13 protein-coding genes are annotated in these 14,456 nt (G+C 73.6%); 1 reads left to right on the forward strand and 12 read right to left on the reverse strand.

Annotation, left to right across the window (positions count from 1 at the left end; translation table 11 throughout):
* The first annotated feature begins 286 nt into the window (after positions 1-286).
* Entirely contained in the window at positions 287-1,591 is a 1,305-nt protein-coding gene (locus ACIRF9_RS07990) for an amidohydrolase family protein (protein WP_403818097.1), read from the forward strand.
* Here the strand turns inward: ACIRF9_RS07990 and ACIRF9_RS07995 are convergent.
* The 12 genes from ACIRF9_RS07995 to ACIRF9_RS08050 all read right to left on the reverse strand — a co-directional run bounded on the left by ACIRF9_RS07995 (position 1,579) and on the right by ACIRF9_RS08050 (position 14,038).
* Positions 1,579-2,337, reverse strand: coding sequence for an SDR family NAD(P)-dependent oxidoreductase (locus ACIRF9_RS07995; RefSeq protein WP_403818100.1), 759 nt, complete (start codon positions 2,335-2,337; stop codon positions 1,579-1,581). The genes ACIRF9_RS07990 and ACIRF9_RS07995 overlap by 13 nt on opposite strands.
* Before the next feature lie 5 nt (positions 2,338-2,342).
* The gene (locus tag ACIRF9_RS08000; RefSeq protein WP_403818103.1) at positions 2,343-3,491 is read right to left on the reverse strand and encodes an acyl-CoA dehydrogenase family protein; all 1,149 of its coding nucleotides are present in this window, start codon (positions 3,489-3,491) and stop codon (positions 2,343-2,345) included.
* 12 nt (positions 3,492-3,503) lie between these two features.
* Complete coding sequence (locus tag ACIRF9_RS08005; RefSeq protein ID WP_403818106.1) at positions 3,504-4,637, reverse strand: thiolase family protein; 1,134 nt, start codon at positions 4,635-4,637, stop codon at positions 3,504-3,506.
* Positions 4,637-5,434, reverse strand: a complete 798-nt coding sequence (locus ACIRF9_RS08010; RefSeq protein WP_403818109.1) for an enoyl-CoA hydratase/isomerase family protein — start codon at positions 5,432-5,434, stop codon at positions 4,637-4,639. The genes ACIRF9_RS08005 and ACIRF9_RS08010 overlap by 1 nt, the downstream gene beginning before the upstream one ends.
* Positions 5,431-6,651: a CaiB/BaiF CoA transferase family protein gene (locus ACIRF9_RS08015; RefSeq protein WP_403818112.1), complete on the reverse strand. Its 1,221-nt coding sequence runs from the start codon at positions 6,649-6,651 to the stop codon at positions 5,431-5,433. The genes ACIRF9_RS08010 and ACIRF9_RS08015 overlap by 4 nt, the downstream gene beginning before the upstream one ends.
* Position 6,652: 1 nt before the next feature.
* The gene (locus tag ACIRF9_RS08020; protein WP_403818115.1) at positions 6,653-8,263 is read right to left on the reverse strand and encodes a FadD3 family acyl-CoA ligase; all 1,611 of its coding nucleotides are present in this window, start codon (positions 8,261-8,263) and stop codon (positions 6,653-6,655) included.
* Positions 8,263-9,417 (reverse strand): acyl-CoA dehydrogenase family protein, encoded by a 1,155-nt coding sequence (locus ACIRF9_RS08025; RefSeq protein ID WP_403818117.1) that lies wholly within the window; start codon positions 9,415-9,417, stop codon positions 8,263-8,265. The genes ACIRF9_RS08020 and ACIRF9_RS08025 overlap by 1 nt, the downstream gene beginning before the upstream one ends.
* A complete protein-coding gene (locus ACIRF9_RS08030; protein WP_403818120.1) occupies positions 9,414-10,376 on the reverse strand; it encodes an acyl-CoA dehydrogenase family protein in 963 nt (320 codons plus the stop codon). Before ACIRF9_RS08030 ends, ACIRF9_RS08025 begins: the two co-directional genes overlap by 4 nt.
* Before the next feature lie 5 nt (positions 10,377-10,381).
* Positions 10,382-11,191 carry an enoyl-CoA hydratase/isomerase family protein gene (locus tag ACIRF9_RS08035; RefSeq protein ID WP_403818123.1) on the reverse strand — a complete coding sequence of 270 codons (810 nt, stop codon included), beginning with the start codon at positions 11,189-11,191 and terminating at the stop codon, positions 10,382-10,384.
* Positions 11,192-11,298: 107 nt separating this feature from the next.
* Positions 11,299-12,039: a FadR/GntR family transcriptional regulator gene (locus tag ACIRF9_RS08040; RefSeq protein ID WP_403818126.1), complete on the reverse strand. Its 741-nt coding sequence runs from the start codon at positions 12,037-12,039 to the stop codon at positions 11,299-11,301.
* Positions 12,040-12,104: 65 nt separating this feature from the next.
* Positions 12,105-12,872, reverse strand: a complete 768-nt coding sequence (locus tag ACIRF9_RS08045) for an SDR family NAD(P)-dependent oxidoreductase (protein ID WP_403818129.1) — start codon at positions 12,870-12,872, stop codon at positions 12,105-12,107.
* A complete protein-coding gene (locus tag ACIRF9_RS08050) occupies positions 12,872-14,038 on the reverse strand; it encodes an acyl-CoA dehydrogenase family protein (protein WP_403818132.1) in 1,167 nt (388 codons plus the stop codon). Before ACIRF9_RS08050 ends, ACIRF9_RS08045 begins: the two co-directional genes overlap by 1 nt.
* Positions 14,039-14,456 lie beyond the last annotated feature (418 nt).

Raw genomic sequence — 14,456 nt, forward strand, 5'->3', positions numbered from 1 at the left:
GTCGTGGTGAGGCGGGGTCGGGAGGCGGTCGTGCCGAGGTGGGGGCATGTCGGGGCGGCGGGTGAGGCCCCTTGGGTGGGGCGGAGGCCGGGGTCGTGGTGAGGCGGAGTCAAGAGGCGGTCGCGGTGAAGCGGGGGTGCGCCGGGGCCGCGGCGCGCGGGGCTCTGTGGGTGTGGCGTGGCCCCGGGCGGATCCCGGGGACGCGGCCGTGCCGTCGGCGGGGCGTCACGGGGCGGGCTGAACGGTCGCCCCGAGCCTGCGCGGTGAGAGCCCCGGAGCGCCGCCCGTGTTGATCCGGGATGTGGAGGTGGCCGGGCGCGGACGGGTGGACGTGCGGGTCCTGACCGGGCGGATCGCCGAGATCGGGCGGGGCCTGCCCGGGCCGGGCGATCTGGACGGGCATGGTGGGGCGTTGCTGCCGGGGCTGCACGATCACCACGTCCACCTGACGGCCCTGGCGGCGGAGGCCGCCTCGGTGCGGGTGGGGCCCGCCGACGTCCACGGCCGGGCGGGGCTCGCCGCGGCGCTGCGGGCCGGGCCGCCGGGGGAGTGGGTACGGGCCGTCGGCTACCACGAGAGCGTCGCCGGGGAACTGGACCGCGCCGCGCTGGACGCCCTCGTGCCCGACCGGCCGGTCCGCGTCCAGCACCGCACCGGCGCGATGTGGTTCCTCAACACCGCGGCTCTGCGGGCCGCCGGGCTCGACACCGCCGACGGCGACGGCCGGCTGTGGCGGGCGGACGAACGGCTGCGCCGGCTCGTCCCGGCTGTCCCGCTCGACCTTGCGGCGGTGGGGCGCCGGGCGGCCCGGCTCGGCGTCACCGGTTTCACCAACGCCGACCCGCACCCCCGCGCCGGCCTCGCCCAGGTCCTGTCCGTCCTGCCGCAGCGGCTCGTCGTCATGTCCGCCGACCCGTCGGCCGTGGCGTCCGCCCACCCGGCGGCGAAGACGCCCACCGATCCGCCCGTGAAGCTGATGCTCGACGACCCGACCCTCCCCACCCCCGACGAACTCGCCGCCACCATCACCGAGTTGCGCCCTCGTCCGGTCGCCGTCCACTGCGTCACCCGGGTGCAGCTGCTCGTCACCCTGCTGGCCCTGGACGAGGCGGGCCCGATCGAGGGCGACCGCATCGAGCACGCGGCCGTCGTCCCGGCCGAGACGGTCGAGTGGATCCGCCGGCTCGGCGTGACCGTGGTGACCCAGCCGCACTTCCCCGTGGAACGCGCGCGGGCCTACGCCACCGACGTCCGCCCGGACGACCGCCCGCACCTCTACCGCTGCCGCAGCCTGGCCGCCGCGGGCGTCCCGCTCGCCGCCGGCACGGACGCGCCGTACGGCACCCACGACCCGTGGGCGGTGATGCGGGCGGCCGTCCGACGCGACGACGGAGAGGCCCTCACACCCGAGGACGCCCTGCGGCTCTTCCTCGGCTCACCCGAACGCCCCGCACAGCCGAGGGAGTTGACAGTCGGCTCGGCCGCCGACCTGTGCCTGCTCCAGGTCCCCCGGCGCGAGGCGCTCGACGCGCTCTCGGCGGAGGCCGTCCGGGCCACGTATATCGCGGGGGAGCCGATTCACACGCTGTAGCCTCCGTCCACCCCCAGCGCCTGCCCCGTGATGAACCCCGCCCGGTCCGAGGCCAGGAAGGACACCGCCTCCGCGATGTCCGCCGCCGAGCCGAAGCGGCGCAACGGGATGTTGCGCCGGGTGACGGCGAGGGCGTCGTCGTCCAGCTCACCCGACTCGATCAGCCGCCCCGCGATGCCGTCGGTGAGCATGCCGGGCGCCACGCAGTTGACGCGGACCCCGTACCGGCCCTCCTCGGCGGCCAGGGCGCGGGCCACCGCCTCGACGGCGCCCTTGGCTCCCGAGGACAGCCCGTCGCGCACCGGGAAACGGCGCGTCGCCACGGTGGTGACCGCGACGACGTTGCCCCGGCTCTCGCGCAGCAGCGGCAGTGCGGGGTGGACGAGGTTGAAGAACGCCACCGCGTCCCCCTCCACCTGGGCCCGGAACTCGCCCGGCGACACCCGGCTCAGGTGCCTCATCGGCACATGCGGACCCGCCGCGTACACCAGGGTGTGGATCCCGCCGTACGCCCGGGCCGTCCCGGTCACCGCGCGGGTCGTCGCCTCCTCGTCCGTGAGGTCGAGCGGCAGCGCCGCGACCGCCTTCACCTCGTCCGCCAGCGACCGCGCCGCCTCCCGGTTCACCCGGTAGGTGAACGCGACCGCGCTGCCCCGTGCGGCCAGGGCCCGTACGACCGCCGCGCCGATGCCGCCGGTGCCGCCCGCGACGAACGCCAGCCCCGCCCTGGCGGAGAAGTCCTCCATGTGCCTCACAACCCCAGCGACTTGGCGACGATGACCTTCATGACCTCGCTCGTGCCGGCGTAGATGCGGGTGATGCGGGCGTCCGCGTACAGCCGGGCGATCGGGTACTCCAGCATGTAGCCGTACCCGCCGAAGAGTTGAAGACAGCGGTCGACGGCATGGCCCTGCGTCTCGGTGCAGAACAGCTTGACCTTCGCCGCGTCGGCGCCGGACAGCCGGCCCTCGACGAGTTCCAGCACGGCACGGTCGAGCAGGGTCTGCGCGGCCTCCAACTCGGTCGCCACGGCGGCGAGTTCGAACTTGGTGTTCTGGAAGGAGGCGACGGTCCGCCCGAACGCCTTGCGCTCCTTGACGTACGCCACCGTCGTGTCGAGCGCGGCCCGCGCCTGCGCCACCGATCCGACCGCGACCGTCATGCGCTCCTGGGGGAGGTTGTGGCCGAGGTAGGAGAAGGCGGCGCCCTCCTCGCCGAGCCGGTTGGCGACCGGCACCCGGACGTCGTCGAAGGCCAGCTCGACGGTGTCCTGCACCTTGATGCCCAGCTTGTCCAGCACCCGCCCCCGGGTGAAGCCGGGCATGCCGTCCTCGACGACGAGCAGCGTCAGCCCCGCCCGCCGGTCCCCCGGGTCGGACGCCGTACGCGCCACCACGATCACCAGGTCGGCGAGCAGCCCGCCGGTGATGAACGTCTTCGTCCCGTTGAGCACGTACGCGTCCCCGTCCCGCACGGCGGTCGTGCGGATCCCGGCGAGGTCGGAGCCGGTGCCGGGCTCGGTCATCGCGATGGCGGTGAGCAGCTTCCCGGAGGCGAGCCCCGGGAACCAGCGCCGCCGCTGCCCGGCGTCGGCGTAGGCGAGGAAGTAGGGAAGGACCACGTCCAGCTGGGTGCGCACCGTGCCCAGGGTGACCAGGGCGCGGGCCGCCTCCTCCTGGAGGACCACGTTGTAGCGGTAGTCCGGCCGGCCCCCACCGCCGTACTCCTCGGGGACCGCCATGCCCAGCAGGCCCAGCCCGCCGAGCAGTTCGAAGAAGTCACGGGGCAGTCGGCCGGCCTTCTCCCACTCGGCGTAGTGGGGGACCACCTCCTTCGTCACGACGTCCCGGACCAGCGCGCGGAACGTCTCGTGGTCGTCGGTGAAGAGTGTGCGCTGCACGGGCGGCTCCCGTCAGGAGGCGAGTTCGACGAGGGTGGCGTTGGCGGTGCCGCCGCCCTCGCACATGGTCTGCAGGCCGTAGCGGATGCCGCGCGCCCGCATGTGGTGGATCATGCGGGTCATCAGGACGGCGCCGGACGCGCCCAGCGGATGGCCGAGCGCGATGGCCCCGCCGAGCGGATTGAGCCGCTCAGGGTCTGCGCCGGTCTCGGCGAGCCAGGCCAGCGGTACGGGCGCGAAGGCCTCGTTCACCTCGTACACCCCGACCTCCGACAGCCCCACCCCGGCCTTCCGCAGCACCTTCTCGGTCGCCGGGACCGGACCGGTCAGCATCAGCACCGGATCGGACCCGACCACCGCGCCCGCCCGGTACCGCACGAGCGGCGCAAGCCCCAACTCCCCGGCCTTCCGGGGGGTGGTGACGACCAGGGCGGCGGCCCCGTCCGAGATCTGCGAGGCGTTGCCCGCGTGGATCACGCCGTCCTCCTGGAAGGAGGGCTTCAACCGGGCGAGCGTCCCGACGCTGCTGCCCCGCCGTATCCCCTCGTCGGCCAGGACGCCCGCCACCGGCACGATCTGCTCCTCGAACGCGCCCGCGTCCTGCGCGGCCGCCGCCCGTTCGTGCGAGAGCGCCGCGAACGCGTCCAGTGTCGTCCGCGTGAACCCCCACTTGCGCGCGATGAGTTCGGCGGAGATCCCCTGGTCGAACGAGAAGGCGTCGTAGCGGGCGCGGACTTGGGGACCGTACGGCATGCCCCCCGCCTTGGCCGAGCCCAGCGGCACCCGGCTCATCACCTCCACACCGCCCGCCACGACGACCTCGTGCTGACCGGACAGCACCGACTGGACCGCGAACTCCAGCGCCTGCTGGCTCGACCCGCAGGCCCGGTTGACCGTCGTCCCGGGCACGCTCTCCGGCCAGCCCGCCGCGAGCACCGCGTACCGCCCGATGTTGCTCGACTGGTCGCCGACCTGGGAGACGCACCCCCAGATCACGTCGTCGACGCTCCCGGGGTCCAGCCCGGTCCGGTCCACCAGGCCCGTCAGCGCGGCGGCGGACAGGTCGGCCGGGTGGACGCCCGCCAGCCCTCCGCCCCGCTTCCCCACCGGCGTGCGCACCGCCGCCGCGATCACCGCTTCCCGCATCACGTGTCCTCCGTTCGTCCCGGTACCGCCCAGCGGCCCGTGAAGCGCGGCGTGCGCTTCTGCGCGAACGCGGCGAACGCCTCCGGGGCGTCGGCGGAGGCGAAGTTGACCGACTGCGCCCGCGCCTCGCTCGCCAGGGCGTCCCGCAGGGTGCGATCGGCACCCTCGTTGAGCAGCGCCTTCGTCTGCGCGAGCGCGACCGGCGGTCCGGCCGTCAGCCGGGCGGTCAGGTCGTCGACGAAGGCGTCCACCGCGCCGGCGTCCACCACCCAGGTGACCAGGCCGAGCGCGCGGGCCTCCTCGGCATCGACCGTCTCCGCCAACAGGGCGAGCCGCTTGGCCTGTTGGAGACCGACGAGCTTCGGCAGCAGCCAGGAGCCACCCAGATCGAGGGAGAGCCCGCGCCGCGCGAAGATCTGCGAGAACGTCGACCCGGGGGTCGCCACCACCAGATCGCAGCCGAGGGCCAGGTTCCAGCCCGCGCCCACCGCCGGCCCGGTCACCTTGGCGACCGTCGGCACCGGCAGCTCGTGCAGCAGCAGCGCCACATCCGTCAGCGTCCGCATGCGGTACAGGGGATGAGCGGTGCTGATCTCCTTGGGGAGGTCGGCGCCGGAACAGAACGCCCCGCCCGCACCCGTCAGCACCACGGCCCGTACGCCCCGGTCCCGCCCCGCCTCGGTCAGGGCGGCCCGCAGCGCCTCCCAGAGCTCCGCGTCGAGGGCGTTCCTGCGGTGCGGACGGTTGAGGGTCAGGGTGCGCACACCGTCCGCGTCCCCCGTCAGGAGCACGCTCATCGCACCGCCCCCTGGTCCCGCAACGCCGCGATCTCCCCGTCGGACAGCCCGAGTTCGGCGAGTACGGCGTCCGTGTGCTGTCCCAGGGCGGGCACCGCGCCCATCGGCGGGTCGTAGCCGTCGATCACGGGCGGCGGCAGCAGGGCCGGCACCGGCCCGGCCGGCGTGTCGATCTCCCGCCAGCGGCCGCGGGCGGCGAGCTGCGGATGGACGAGGACCTCGCTCGGCGTGTTGTAGCGGGCGTTGCCGATGCCGGCGGCGTCCGCCCGGTCCTGGACGTACGCCAGGTCGTGCCGCGCGCACCAGGCGGCGATCTCGGCGTCCAGGACGGCCCGGTGCTCGACCCGGCCCGGGTTCGTGCGGAACCGCGCGTCGTCCGCGAGGTCGGGCCGCTCCAGCAGCTCGCGGGCGAGCCGGTCCCACTCGCGGTCGTTCGTCGTCCCCAGCACCACGGTCTGCCCGTCCGCCGTCGGGTAGGCGCCGTACGGCGACACGGCCGGCGAGCTCATCCCGAGCGGCTGCTGCTCGACGCCCGAGTGCCGGGTGTAGGTGAGCGGGTAGCCCATCAGCTCGGCCATGGTGTCGAAGAGGCTCACCGCCACCGAGGAGACCGGTGCCGGGGCGGGGCCCGGGGCGGACGGCGCCTGTCCGCGCCCCCGGCCGCACAGCAGCGCCATCACGGACAGGGCCGCGTACAGCCCGCTGCACACGTCGGCCACCGGCGGCCCGGGCTTCGCCGGCTGTCCCGGCCGGCCCGTGACCGCGCAGGCCCCCGACTCGGCCTGGACCAGCAGGTCGTAGGCGCGCTTGTGGGAGAGGGGGCCGCCGGGGCCGTACCCGTCGATCTCGACGGCGATCAGACCGGGGTGGCGCGCCTCCAGGTCGGCCGGTGCGAGCCCGAGCCCGGCCGTGGTGCCGGGGGCGAGATTGGAGACGAGGACCTCGGCGCGGTCCAGCAGCCGGTGCAGCAGGTCCCTCCCCGCCCGCGACTTGAGATCCAGGGCGACGGACTCCTTGCCCCGGTTGACCCACACGAAGTGCGCGGCGAGACCGCCCACCACGTCGTCGTAGTGCCGGGCGAAGTCTCCGCCCCCGGGGTTCTCCACCTTGATGACCCGCGCCCCGAAGTCCCCGAGCGTGCGGCTGCACATGGGGGCCGACACCGCCTGCTCCAGCGCCACGACCGTGATCCCGGCGAGCGGCCCCTCCGTTCCCATCTCAGCGGCTCCCGAACCGTGCGCGCAGCTCGTGCTTGAGCACCTTCTGGCTCGCGTTGCGCGGGAGTTCGTCCACGAACCGCACATGGCGCGGCACCTTGAAGTTGGCCATGTGCTCCCGGGCCCAGGCCACCACGTCCGCCTCGGTGACCGCCGCTCCCGGCCGGGGGACGACGAAGGCGCAGCCCACCTCCCCGAGCCGCTCGTCGGGCACGCCGACGACCGCGACCTGGGCGATCGGCTCGTGGCCGAGGAGCAGCTTCTCGATCTCGGCGGGGTAGGCGTTGAACCCGCCGACGATGAACATCTCCTTCTTGCGGTCGACGATCGAGAGGTTGCCCGCCACGTCGAGACGCCCGACGTCCCCCGTGCGCAGCCAGCCGTCGGGGTCGACGGCCTCGGCGGTCGCCGCGGGATCGTCCCAGTAGCCGGAGGTGACGTTGTAGCCGCGCACCAGGATCTCCCCGACGCCCTCCTCGTCCCCGTCGATACGCACCTCGACGCCGGGGATGGGGCGGCCGGTGGTGCGGGCGACCGTCTCCTCCGGGTCACCGGGGCGGGTCGTGGTGACCAGCGCCGTCGACTCGGTGAGCCCGTACGCGCTCAGCACGATGTCGAAGGACAGCTCCTTCTTCATGGCGTGGATCAGGGCCTCCGGGATCGTCGTGCCGCCGGTCATGGAGACGCGCAGGGAGGACAGGTCGTGTGCGGCCCGGTCGGGGTGGCCCAGCAGGTCGTGGAAGATCGTGGGCGGCCCGAGGAGGATGCTCACCCGCTCCCGCTCGATGGTCTCCAGCGCCCGTCCGGCGTCGAAGACCGCCATCGGGACCACGGTCACGCCGTGCAGGAAGGACGCGAGCCAGCCCGCCTTGTAGCCGAAGCAGTGGAAGAACGGCGGGACGACCAGGAAGGTGTCCGAGGCGCGGAAGGTGTACTCCTCGGACATCCAGCCGTAGGCGCGCAGCGACTGGCCGTGGGTGAGGATCACGCCCTTGGGGTGGCCGGTGGTGCCGGAGGTGAACATCACGTCCGAGACGTGGTCCGGGGTGAGCCGGTCGACGGCGGCCCGCGCGTCCACGTCCGCGCCGTCTCCCGAGGCGAGGAACTCGTCCCAGGTCAGGCGGGCCGATCCGCGCGGTCCGAGCAGCGAGACCGTCCGGTCCAGCGCGGGCAGCCCCGGGTCGGCCTTCACGAGATCGGCGATGTAGTCGGTGCCCAGGAAGGAGGCGGCCGCGAAGAGCGCCTTGGCGCCGGACTTGCGCAGGATGTAGGAGATCTCGCCCGCCTTGAAACGGGTGTTGAGCGGGACGACGATCCCACCGGCGCCCTGGATGCCGAGCGCGGCGACGATCCACTCCGCCGAGTTGGGCCCGCACAGACCCACCCGGTCGCCCGGCCCGATGCCGAGCGCGACGGCCGACCGGACGGCCCGCAGCATCAGCTCCTCCATGTCGCGGAAGCTCAGCCGCAGTTCGCCGTCGACGAGCGCCGTCGCGTCCCCGAACCGGCGGGCGGCGAGCCGGATGACGTGGGGGATGCTCCGGAACTCCCGGTCGTGACGGCGGGGTTGACGTTCGGATTGAGGCTGGGGTTGAGGCTGGGGTTGACCCATCAGTCGGCTCCGTCGGTCAGGCGCAGCAGGCGCTTGGCGATGATGTTGCGCTGGATCTGCGACGTACCGCCGTACACGGAGGCGGCCCGGGAGTAGAGGTACTCGGCGAAGATGTTCCCGCCCGGCCCGTGCACCTCCTGCGGGAACACCTTCAACGCCGTCGCGTACAGACGCTGTTCGGCCCGTGTCATCAGCAGTTTGTCGACGGACGACTCCGGCCCCGCGTCCTGCCCGGCGAGTCGTTCGGCGATCCGGCGGCGGGCGTGCGCGACCAGCACCTGGTAGTCGGTGACGCACTGCCCGATCTCCGCCAGCAGCCCGTCCGGCAGCGCCCCGCGACGCTCGCGCGCGGTCCGCCGCAACCGCTCCACCAGCAGCCCGTACTTCGGTAGATGCCCGGTGTCCAGGGCGTTGCGTTCGTACGACACGGTCGTCATCGCCAGCGCCCAGCCGTCCCCCTCGGCCCCGATCCGCTCGGACTCCGCGAGCCGTACGTCGTCCAGGAACAGCTCGCAGAACTCGTCGTCGCCGTTGGCCGCCCGCAGCGGGCGCACGGTCACCCCGGGCCGGTCGAGGGGCAGCACGAACGCGGTGATCGAGGCGTGCGGGGGAGCGGCGCGGTCGGTGCGCGCCAGCAGGAGGCAGTGGTCGGAGTACTGCGCGTAACTCGTCCAGAGCTTCTGGCCCCGCACGGTGTAGTGGCCGTCGTCGTGCCGGTCGGCGTACGTGGTCATCCCGGCGAGGTCCGAGCCGGCGCCGGGCTCGCTGAACCCCTGGCACCACACGTCGTCACCGGCGAGCATCCGCGGCAGCAGCCGGCGGCGCTGTTCCTCGGAGGCGAACCGCAGCAGGGCGTGCGCGAGATAGCCGACGCGGGGCACACCGGGTGCGCCCCGTACGCCCAACTCGTCGCTCACGGCCACCTGGTGAAGGGACGTCAGGCCACGGCCGCCGTACTCCTCGGGCACGTCGAGGCCGACCCAGCCGCCGGAGTGCAGCAGGCGGTGCCAGCGGTGGAGGAAGACGGGGACCGGCTCGTCCGGCAGGCGTTCGGGCAGCGGGTGCCCGGCCAGCCAGGCGCGGAAGGCGGTGCGCAGGTGCTCCAGGTCGGCGGGGTCGCCGAAGTCGAGGGGAGCGTCCGTGGTGACCGTCATGGTGTGGTCTCCGGTTCCGCCAGGGCGAGGGTGGGCAGCAGGTCGGCCGTCGTCGCGAGCAGGGTCGCGCCCACCAGGATCCTGCGCAGATACAGATGGGCCACGTGCTCCCACGTCTGGGCGATCCCGCCGAACACCTGCATGCCCGCGTACACCGCCTCCACCGCCGAGGAGCCGGCCTCCGCCTTGGCCACCCGGGCCGCCGTGAGCGCCCGGCCGGGCGGCTCGTGGTCCAGGCACCAGGCCGCGTACCGGGTGGCGCTCGTCCCGGCCTCCACCAGGACCGTCGCGTCGGCCAGCAGGTGCCGTACCGCCTGGAAGGAGCCGATCGGCCGGCCGTACTGGTGGCGCTCACGCGCGTGGTCGACACTCAGGGCGACGAACTCCCGGGCCGTGCCGACGAGTTCACTCGCGACGACCACCAGGGCGTACGCCTGCCAGCGCCGCAGGGCCTCGGGGCCGAGCCGTCCGACGACGGGGCCGGGGCGTGCCGTACGGACCGCGCGGAGCAGGTCGGCGGTGGGTGCCGGGTCCCCCAACTCGGCCCGGGTCACGGTCCCTTCGGCGTCCACGCACAGCGCGCTGTCCGCGCCCTCGCAGTCCCAGGCGACGAGTTCGCCGGGGCGCGCGGGCGGGAAGCGCAGATCGGGGGCCAGGGCGATGGTGGGGGTGCCGTCCACGTCTCCCACCAGGCGTGTCAGCTCGGGCGCGAGCAGGACCGTACCGATGAAGGACGTGGTCAGGGGCCTGCGGCCGTGTTCCTCGGCGAGCAGCGCGCACTCCTGCACGGAGGCGACCGGCAGGGCCGTGCGGCGCAGGTCGGCCAGGCCCAGCGCGTCGAGCGCCTCCTGTGCGGCCGCGCGGGCGGCGGGTTTCGCCTCGTCGGCCGAGCCGATCCGGTGACGGGCGGCGAACGACCGCAGCAGATCGCGGACCAGCAGGAACTCCTCGGACTCCACGCTCCTCAGCCCTCCTCGGCGGCCGCCGGGCGGTCGGCCGTGCGGCCGGCCCGGGAGGCGAGCGCCTCGACGATGCGGATGTGGTCCGGGCTGGTCATCGTGGCCCGCTCGGCCAGCAGCGCGGCCTCCATGCCGCCCCGCGAGACCTGTTCGACCACCGCCGCGAGCGCCGCCTTGGTGGCGCGCAGTGCCTCGGCGGGCTGGGCGGCGAGCCGGCGGGCGAGGGCGAGGGCCTCGTCGAGCAGCCGGTCGCCGGGCACGACCCGGTTGGCCAGGCCCAGCTCGACCGCGGTCGCGGCCGGGATGCGGTCCCCGGTGAACAGGTACTCCTTCACCCGCAGCAGGCTCGTCAGCAGGGGCCACAGGGTGACCCCGCCGTCGCCCGCGACCAGGCCGACGGACACATGCGGGTCGGCCAGGTAGGCGTCCTGCGCCATCAGGACCAGGTCGCAGGCCAGGGCCAGGGAGCAGCCCAGGCCCACCGCCGGGCCGTTGACGGCCGCGACGACCGGCAGCGGGAAGCGGATCATCTCCGTCTGGATCGTGCGGTCCAGCCGGATGGACCGCTCCCGCAGCTCCGGATCGGTGTGGTGGCGGCGCAGATGGTCGAAGTCGCCGCCCGCGCTGAACGCCCGGCCCGCGCCGGTCAGGACGACCGCCCGCGCCTCGCCGTCCTCCGCGAGCTCGCGCCACACCTCGGAGAGCCTGCGGTGCAGGTCCTCGGACACACCGTTCAGCCGGTCGGGGCGGTTCAGCGTGACGATACGGATGTCGCCGTCGGCGGCCACGGTCAGTACGGGACTCACCTCGCTCATACCGGGATGGTAGTAAAGGTCAGACCGAAACTGTCAATGGTGTTGCGCGAATTGGAGAATCACATTCTCAGATGGCTCCGGTGCCAAACGCCGCGGATGTGGACGTCTCAGATGGAGGTGCGGTCGTCCACCTCGGCCGCCGCCCGCGCGAAGCCGCAGACGTGCCGGGTCATCCGGCGCGCGGCCGCCGCCTCGTCGCCGGAGCGGATCGCCTCCGTGATCCGCGCGTGGGCGCGGGCGGTCAGGTCGCGGATGTCGGCGTCCAGGAAGGTCTCCAGGTCCGTGGCCGCGTGGATGGACCGGGACAGCGCGCTCATGAAACCGATGAGCAGTTCGTTGCCCCCGGCCCGTGCCACCGCCGTGTGCCAGCGCACGTTGGCGCGCAGAAACCGCTGGACGTCCGCACCGGCGCCGACCAACTCCGCGTGCGCCGCGTCGAGTTCCTCCAGATCCCGCTCGGAGCGACGCCGGGCCGCCAGCGCGGCGCAGGCCGGCTCGATCGCCTCCCGCGTCTCGTGCAGCGCCTCCAGCCGGATCCGCTGCCCCCGGATCACCAGCTGCACGGTGTTCGCCAGGGACTCCCGCCCCGGCCGGTGCACGAAGGCGCCGCCCCCGCGCCCCGGCCGGATCTCCAGCAGCCCCTCGACCTCCAGGATCCGCAACGCCTCCCGCACGGTCGCCCGGCTCAGCCCGGTCTGCTCGACGAGCTGCCGCTCCGGCGGCAGCGCCGTACCCTCCCCGAACTCCCCGGACAGAATCCGCTCCCGCACCTCCGCCGCGAGCACGTCCGAGGCCTTCGGCACGGTCAGCGGCTCGAAACGGGGGGTGGGCTGCTCGGAGTGCGGCACGGTGTGAGGCCTCTCGTCAGGGTCCGTTTCGGTCGGACCATTCAATACGGAGGCGTCGGCGGATGTCACATGACCAGGCCCCCGTCCACCGGCAGCACCTGACCCGTGACGAAGGACGCCGCGTCCGAGGCGAGGAAGACGAAGGCGCCGGCCACTTCCTCCGGCTGGGCCCAGCGGCCGAGGGGGATGCGGGTGAGCATCTGGGGGGCGAACTTCTCGTTCGTCCGGATCGTCTCGGTCATCGGCGTCGCCGCCAGCGGGGCGAGGGCGTTGACGAGGATGTTCCTGCGGGCCAGTTCGCGGGCCAGGGACTTCGTCAGGCCGATGATCCCGGCCTTGGCGGCGGAGTAGTTCACCTGGCCCAGGGTGCCGATCAGGCCGGCGGAGGACGTCACGTTGATGATCCGCCCGCGTCCGTCCCCGGGCAGGAAGGGCAGTGCCGCCCGGGTGCAGCGGTGGGCGCCCAGGACGTGGATGTCTAGGATCCGCCGGAAGGAGTCCTCGGTGAGCTTGTCGAACATGGCCGGGGCGGTGATCCCGGCGTTGTTGACGAGGATGTGCAGGGTGCCGCCGGTGAGCCCGGCCGCCCGTGCCGCAGCCGCGTCGGCCGCCGTACGGTCCGTCACGTCGAGGGCCGCGCTGTCCGCCGTATGCCCGGCCGCGGACAGCTTCCCGGCGACGGCCGCCGCGGCCGCCTCGTCCACGTCGGTCACCAGCACCGCCGCGCCCGCCCGGGCGAGCGCCTCGGCGACGGCGGAACCGATGCCGCCGGCCGCGCCGGTGACCAGCGCGGAGCGCCCCGTGAGATCGAACAGACCCGACTGGTCGGTCATCAGTAGCTCCTCGGGAGTCCCAGTGTGTGCGATCCCAGGTAGGTGAGGATCATTTCCTGGCTGATCGGCGCGATCCGCAGGAGACGCGCCTCGCGGAAGAGGCGGGCCACCGGGTACTCCTCCGAGTAGCCCATCCCGCCGTGTGTCTGCAGCGCCCGGTCGGCGGCGGTGAAACCGGCGTCCGCGCACAGGTACTTGGCGGTGTTCGCCTCCCGCCCGCAGGGCCGCCCGTGGTCGTAGAGCCAGGTCGCCTTGCGCAGCACCAGCTCCGCCGCGTCCAGCCGGGCGAGGGCGTCGGCGAGCGGGAACTGCACGCCCTGGTTCATACCGATCGGCCGCCCGAACACCACGCGCTCGCGGCCGTACCGTACGGCCCGTTCCAGGGCGACCCGGCCGATGCCGAGCGCCTCCGCCGCGATCAGCATGCGCTCCGGGTTGAGGCCGTCGAGGAGGTAGCGGAACCCCTCGCCCTCCTCGCCGACCCGGTCCTCGATCGGCACCCGCAGGTCGTCGATGAACAGTTCGTTCGAGGTGACCGCGTTGCGGCCCATCTTCGGGATCGGGCGGACGTCGACCCGGGCGCGGTCGAGGTCGGTGAGGAACAGGGTCATGCCGTCGGTGCGCCGGCCGACCTCGTCGAGCCTCGACGTCCGGGTGAGCAGCAGGATCTTCTCCGACTCCATCGCCTTGGAGATCCACACCTTGCGCCCGCTGACGACGTAGTGGTCGCCCTCCCGGCGGGCGTACGTCGTGATGCTCGTCGTGTCGAGGCCCGCGCCGGGCTCCGTCACCCCGAAGCACACGTGCAGATCACCGGAGGCGATGCGCGGCAGGGTGCGGCGCTTCAGCTCCTCGGAGCCGTGCACCACCACCGGATGCATGCCGAAGATCGACATGTGGATCGCGCTGGCGGCGTTCATCCCGCCGCCGGAGCGCGCGACCTCCTCGAGCAGCAGCGAGGCCTCGGTGATGCCGAGGCCGTGGCCGCCGTACGCCTCCGGGATCGTGATGCCCAGCCAGCCGCCGCCCGCGACGGCGGCGTAGAACTCCTCGGGGAACGCGTGGTCGCGGTCCTTCTCCATCCAGTACCGGTCGTCGAAGTCCTTCAGGAGCCCGGCGACGGCCTTGCGGATCGTGTTCTGGTCCTCGGTCAGCTCGAAGTCCACGGCGGGGACACCCCTCTGCCGGATGCGTGCGAAGTGCGCACCATGACGTGCGAACCATTCAAAGGTCAGACCAAAATGCTGTCAACTCCTCCGTACGGGTTCCAGGGGTGCGGCTCCGGAGTGTTGGCCTCAGGGCCGTCGCGGCCGCCTGCCCATAGTGCGCGTATGACACGTACCCGTACGGCGGTGCTGTGCGCCGCCGCCCTCCTCGCGACCACCGTCCCCGCGGCGGCGGCCACGGCCTCGGCGCCCGACCGGCACCGTCACGGCTGCACGGCCACCCGGCACCCGCAGGGCCAGGCGCGCAAGGTCCTCGACATCGTCCGCAAGGCCAAGAAGGACCTCGACCTCAAGGCGGCCCTGTTCCGGGTCACCGTCGGCAAGCGTGAGCTGGTCACCGGCGCGGTCGGCGAGTCCA

It is taken from the genome of Streptomyces sp. NPDC096132 (assembly GCF_044763345.1).
GTDB lineage: Bacteria > Actinomycetota > Actinomycetes > Streptomycetales > Streptomycetaceae > Streptomyces.

What these genes read in the sequence shown, in the direction of transcription:
- ACIRF9_RS07995 (WP_403818100.1), bottom strand. Translation starts at nt 2,337, where the DNA reads ATGGAGGACTTCTCCGCCAGGGCGGGGCTGGCGTTCGTCGCGGGCGGC.
- ACIRF9_RS08005 (WP_403818106.1), bottom strand. Translation starts at nt 4,637, where the DNA reads ATGCGGGAAGCGGTGATCGCGGCGGCGGTGCGCACGCCGGTGGGGAAG.
- ACIRF9_RS08010 (WP_403818109.1), bottom strand. Translation starts at nt 5,434, where the DNA reads ATGAGCGTGCTCCTGACGGGGGACGCGGACGGTGTGCGCACCCTGACC.
- ACIRF9_RS08015 (WP_403818112.1), bottom strand. Translation starts at nt 6,651, where the DNA reads ATGGGAACGGAGGGGCCGCTCGCCGGGATCACGGTCGTGGCGCTGGAG.
- ACIRF9_RS08020 (WP_403818115.1), bottom strand. Translation starts at nt 8,263, where the DNA reads ATGGGTCAACCCCAGCCTCAACCCCAGCCTCAATCCGAACGTCAACCC.
- ACIRF9_RS08025 (WP_403818117.1), bottom strand. Translation starts at nt 9,417, where the DNA reads ATGACGGTCACCACGGACGCTCCCCTCGACTTCGGCGACCCCGCCGAC.
- ACIRF9_RS08035 (WP_403818123.1), bottom strand. Translation starts at nt 11,191, where the DNA reads ATGAGCGAGGTGAGTCCCGTACTGACCGTGGCCGCCGACGGCGACATC.
- ACIRF9_RS08045 (WP_403818129.1), bottom strand. Translation starts at nt 12,872, where the DNA reads ATGACCGACCAGTCGGGTCTGTTCGATCTCACGGGGCGCTCCGCGCTG.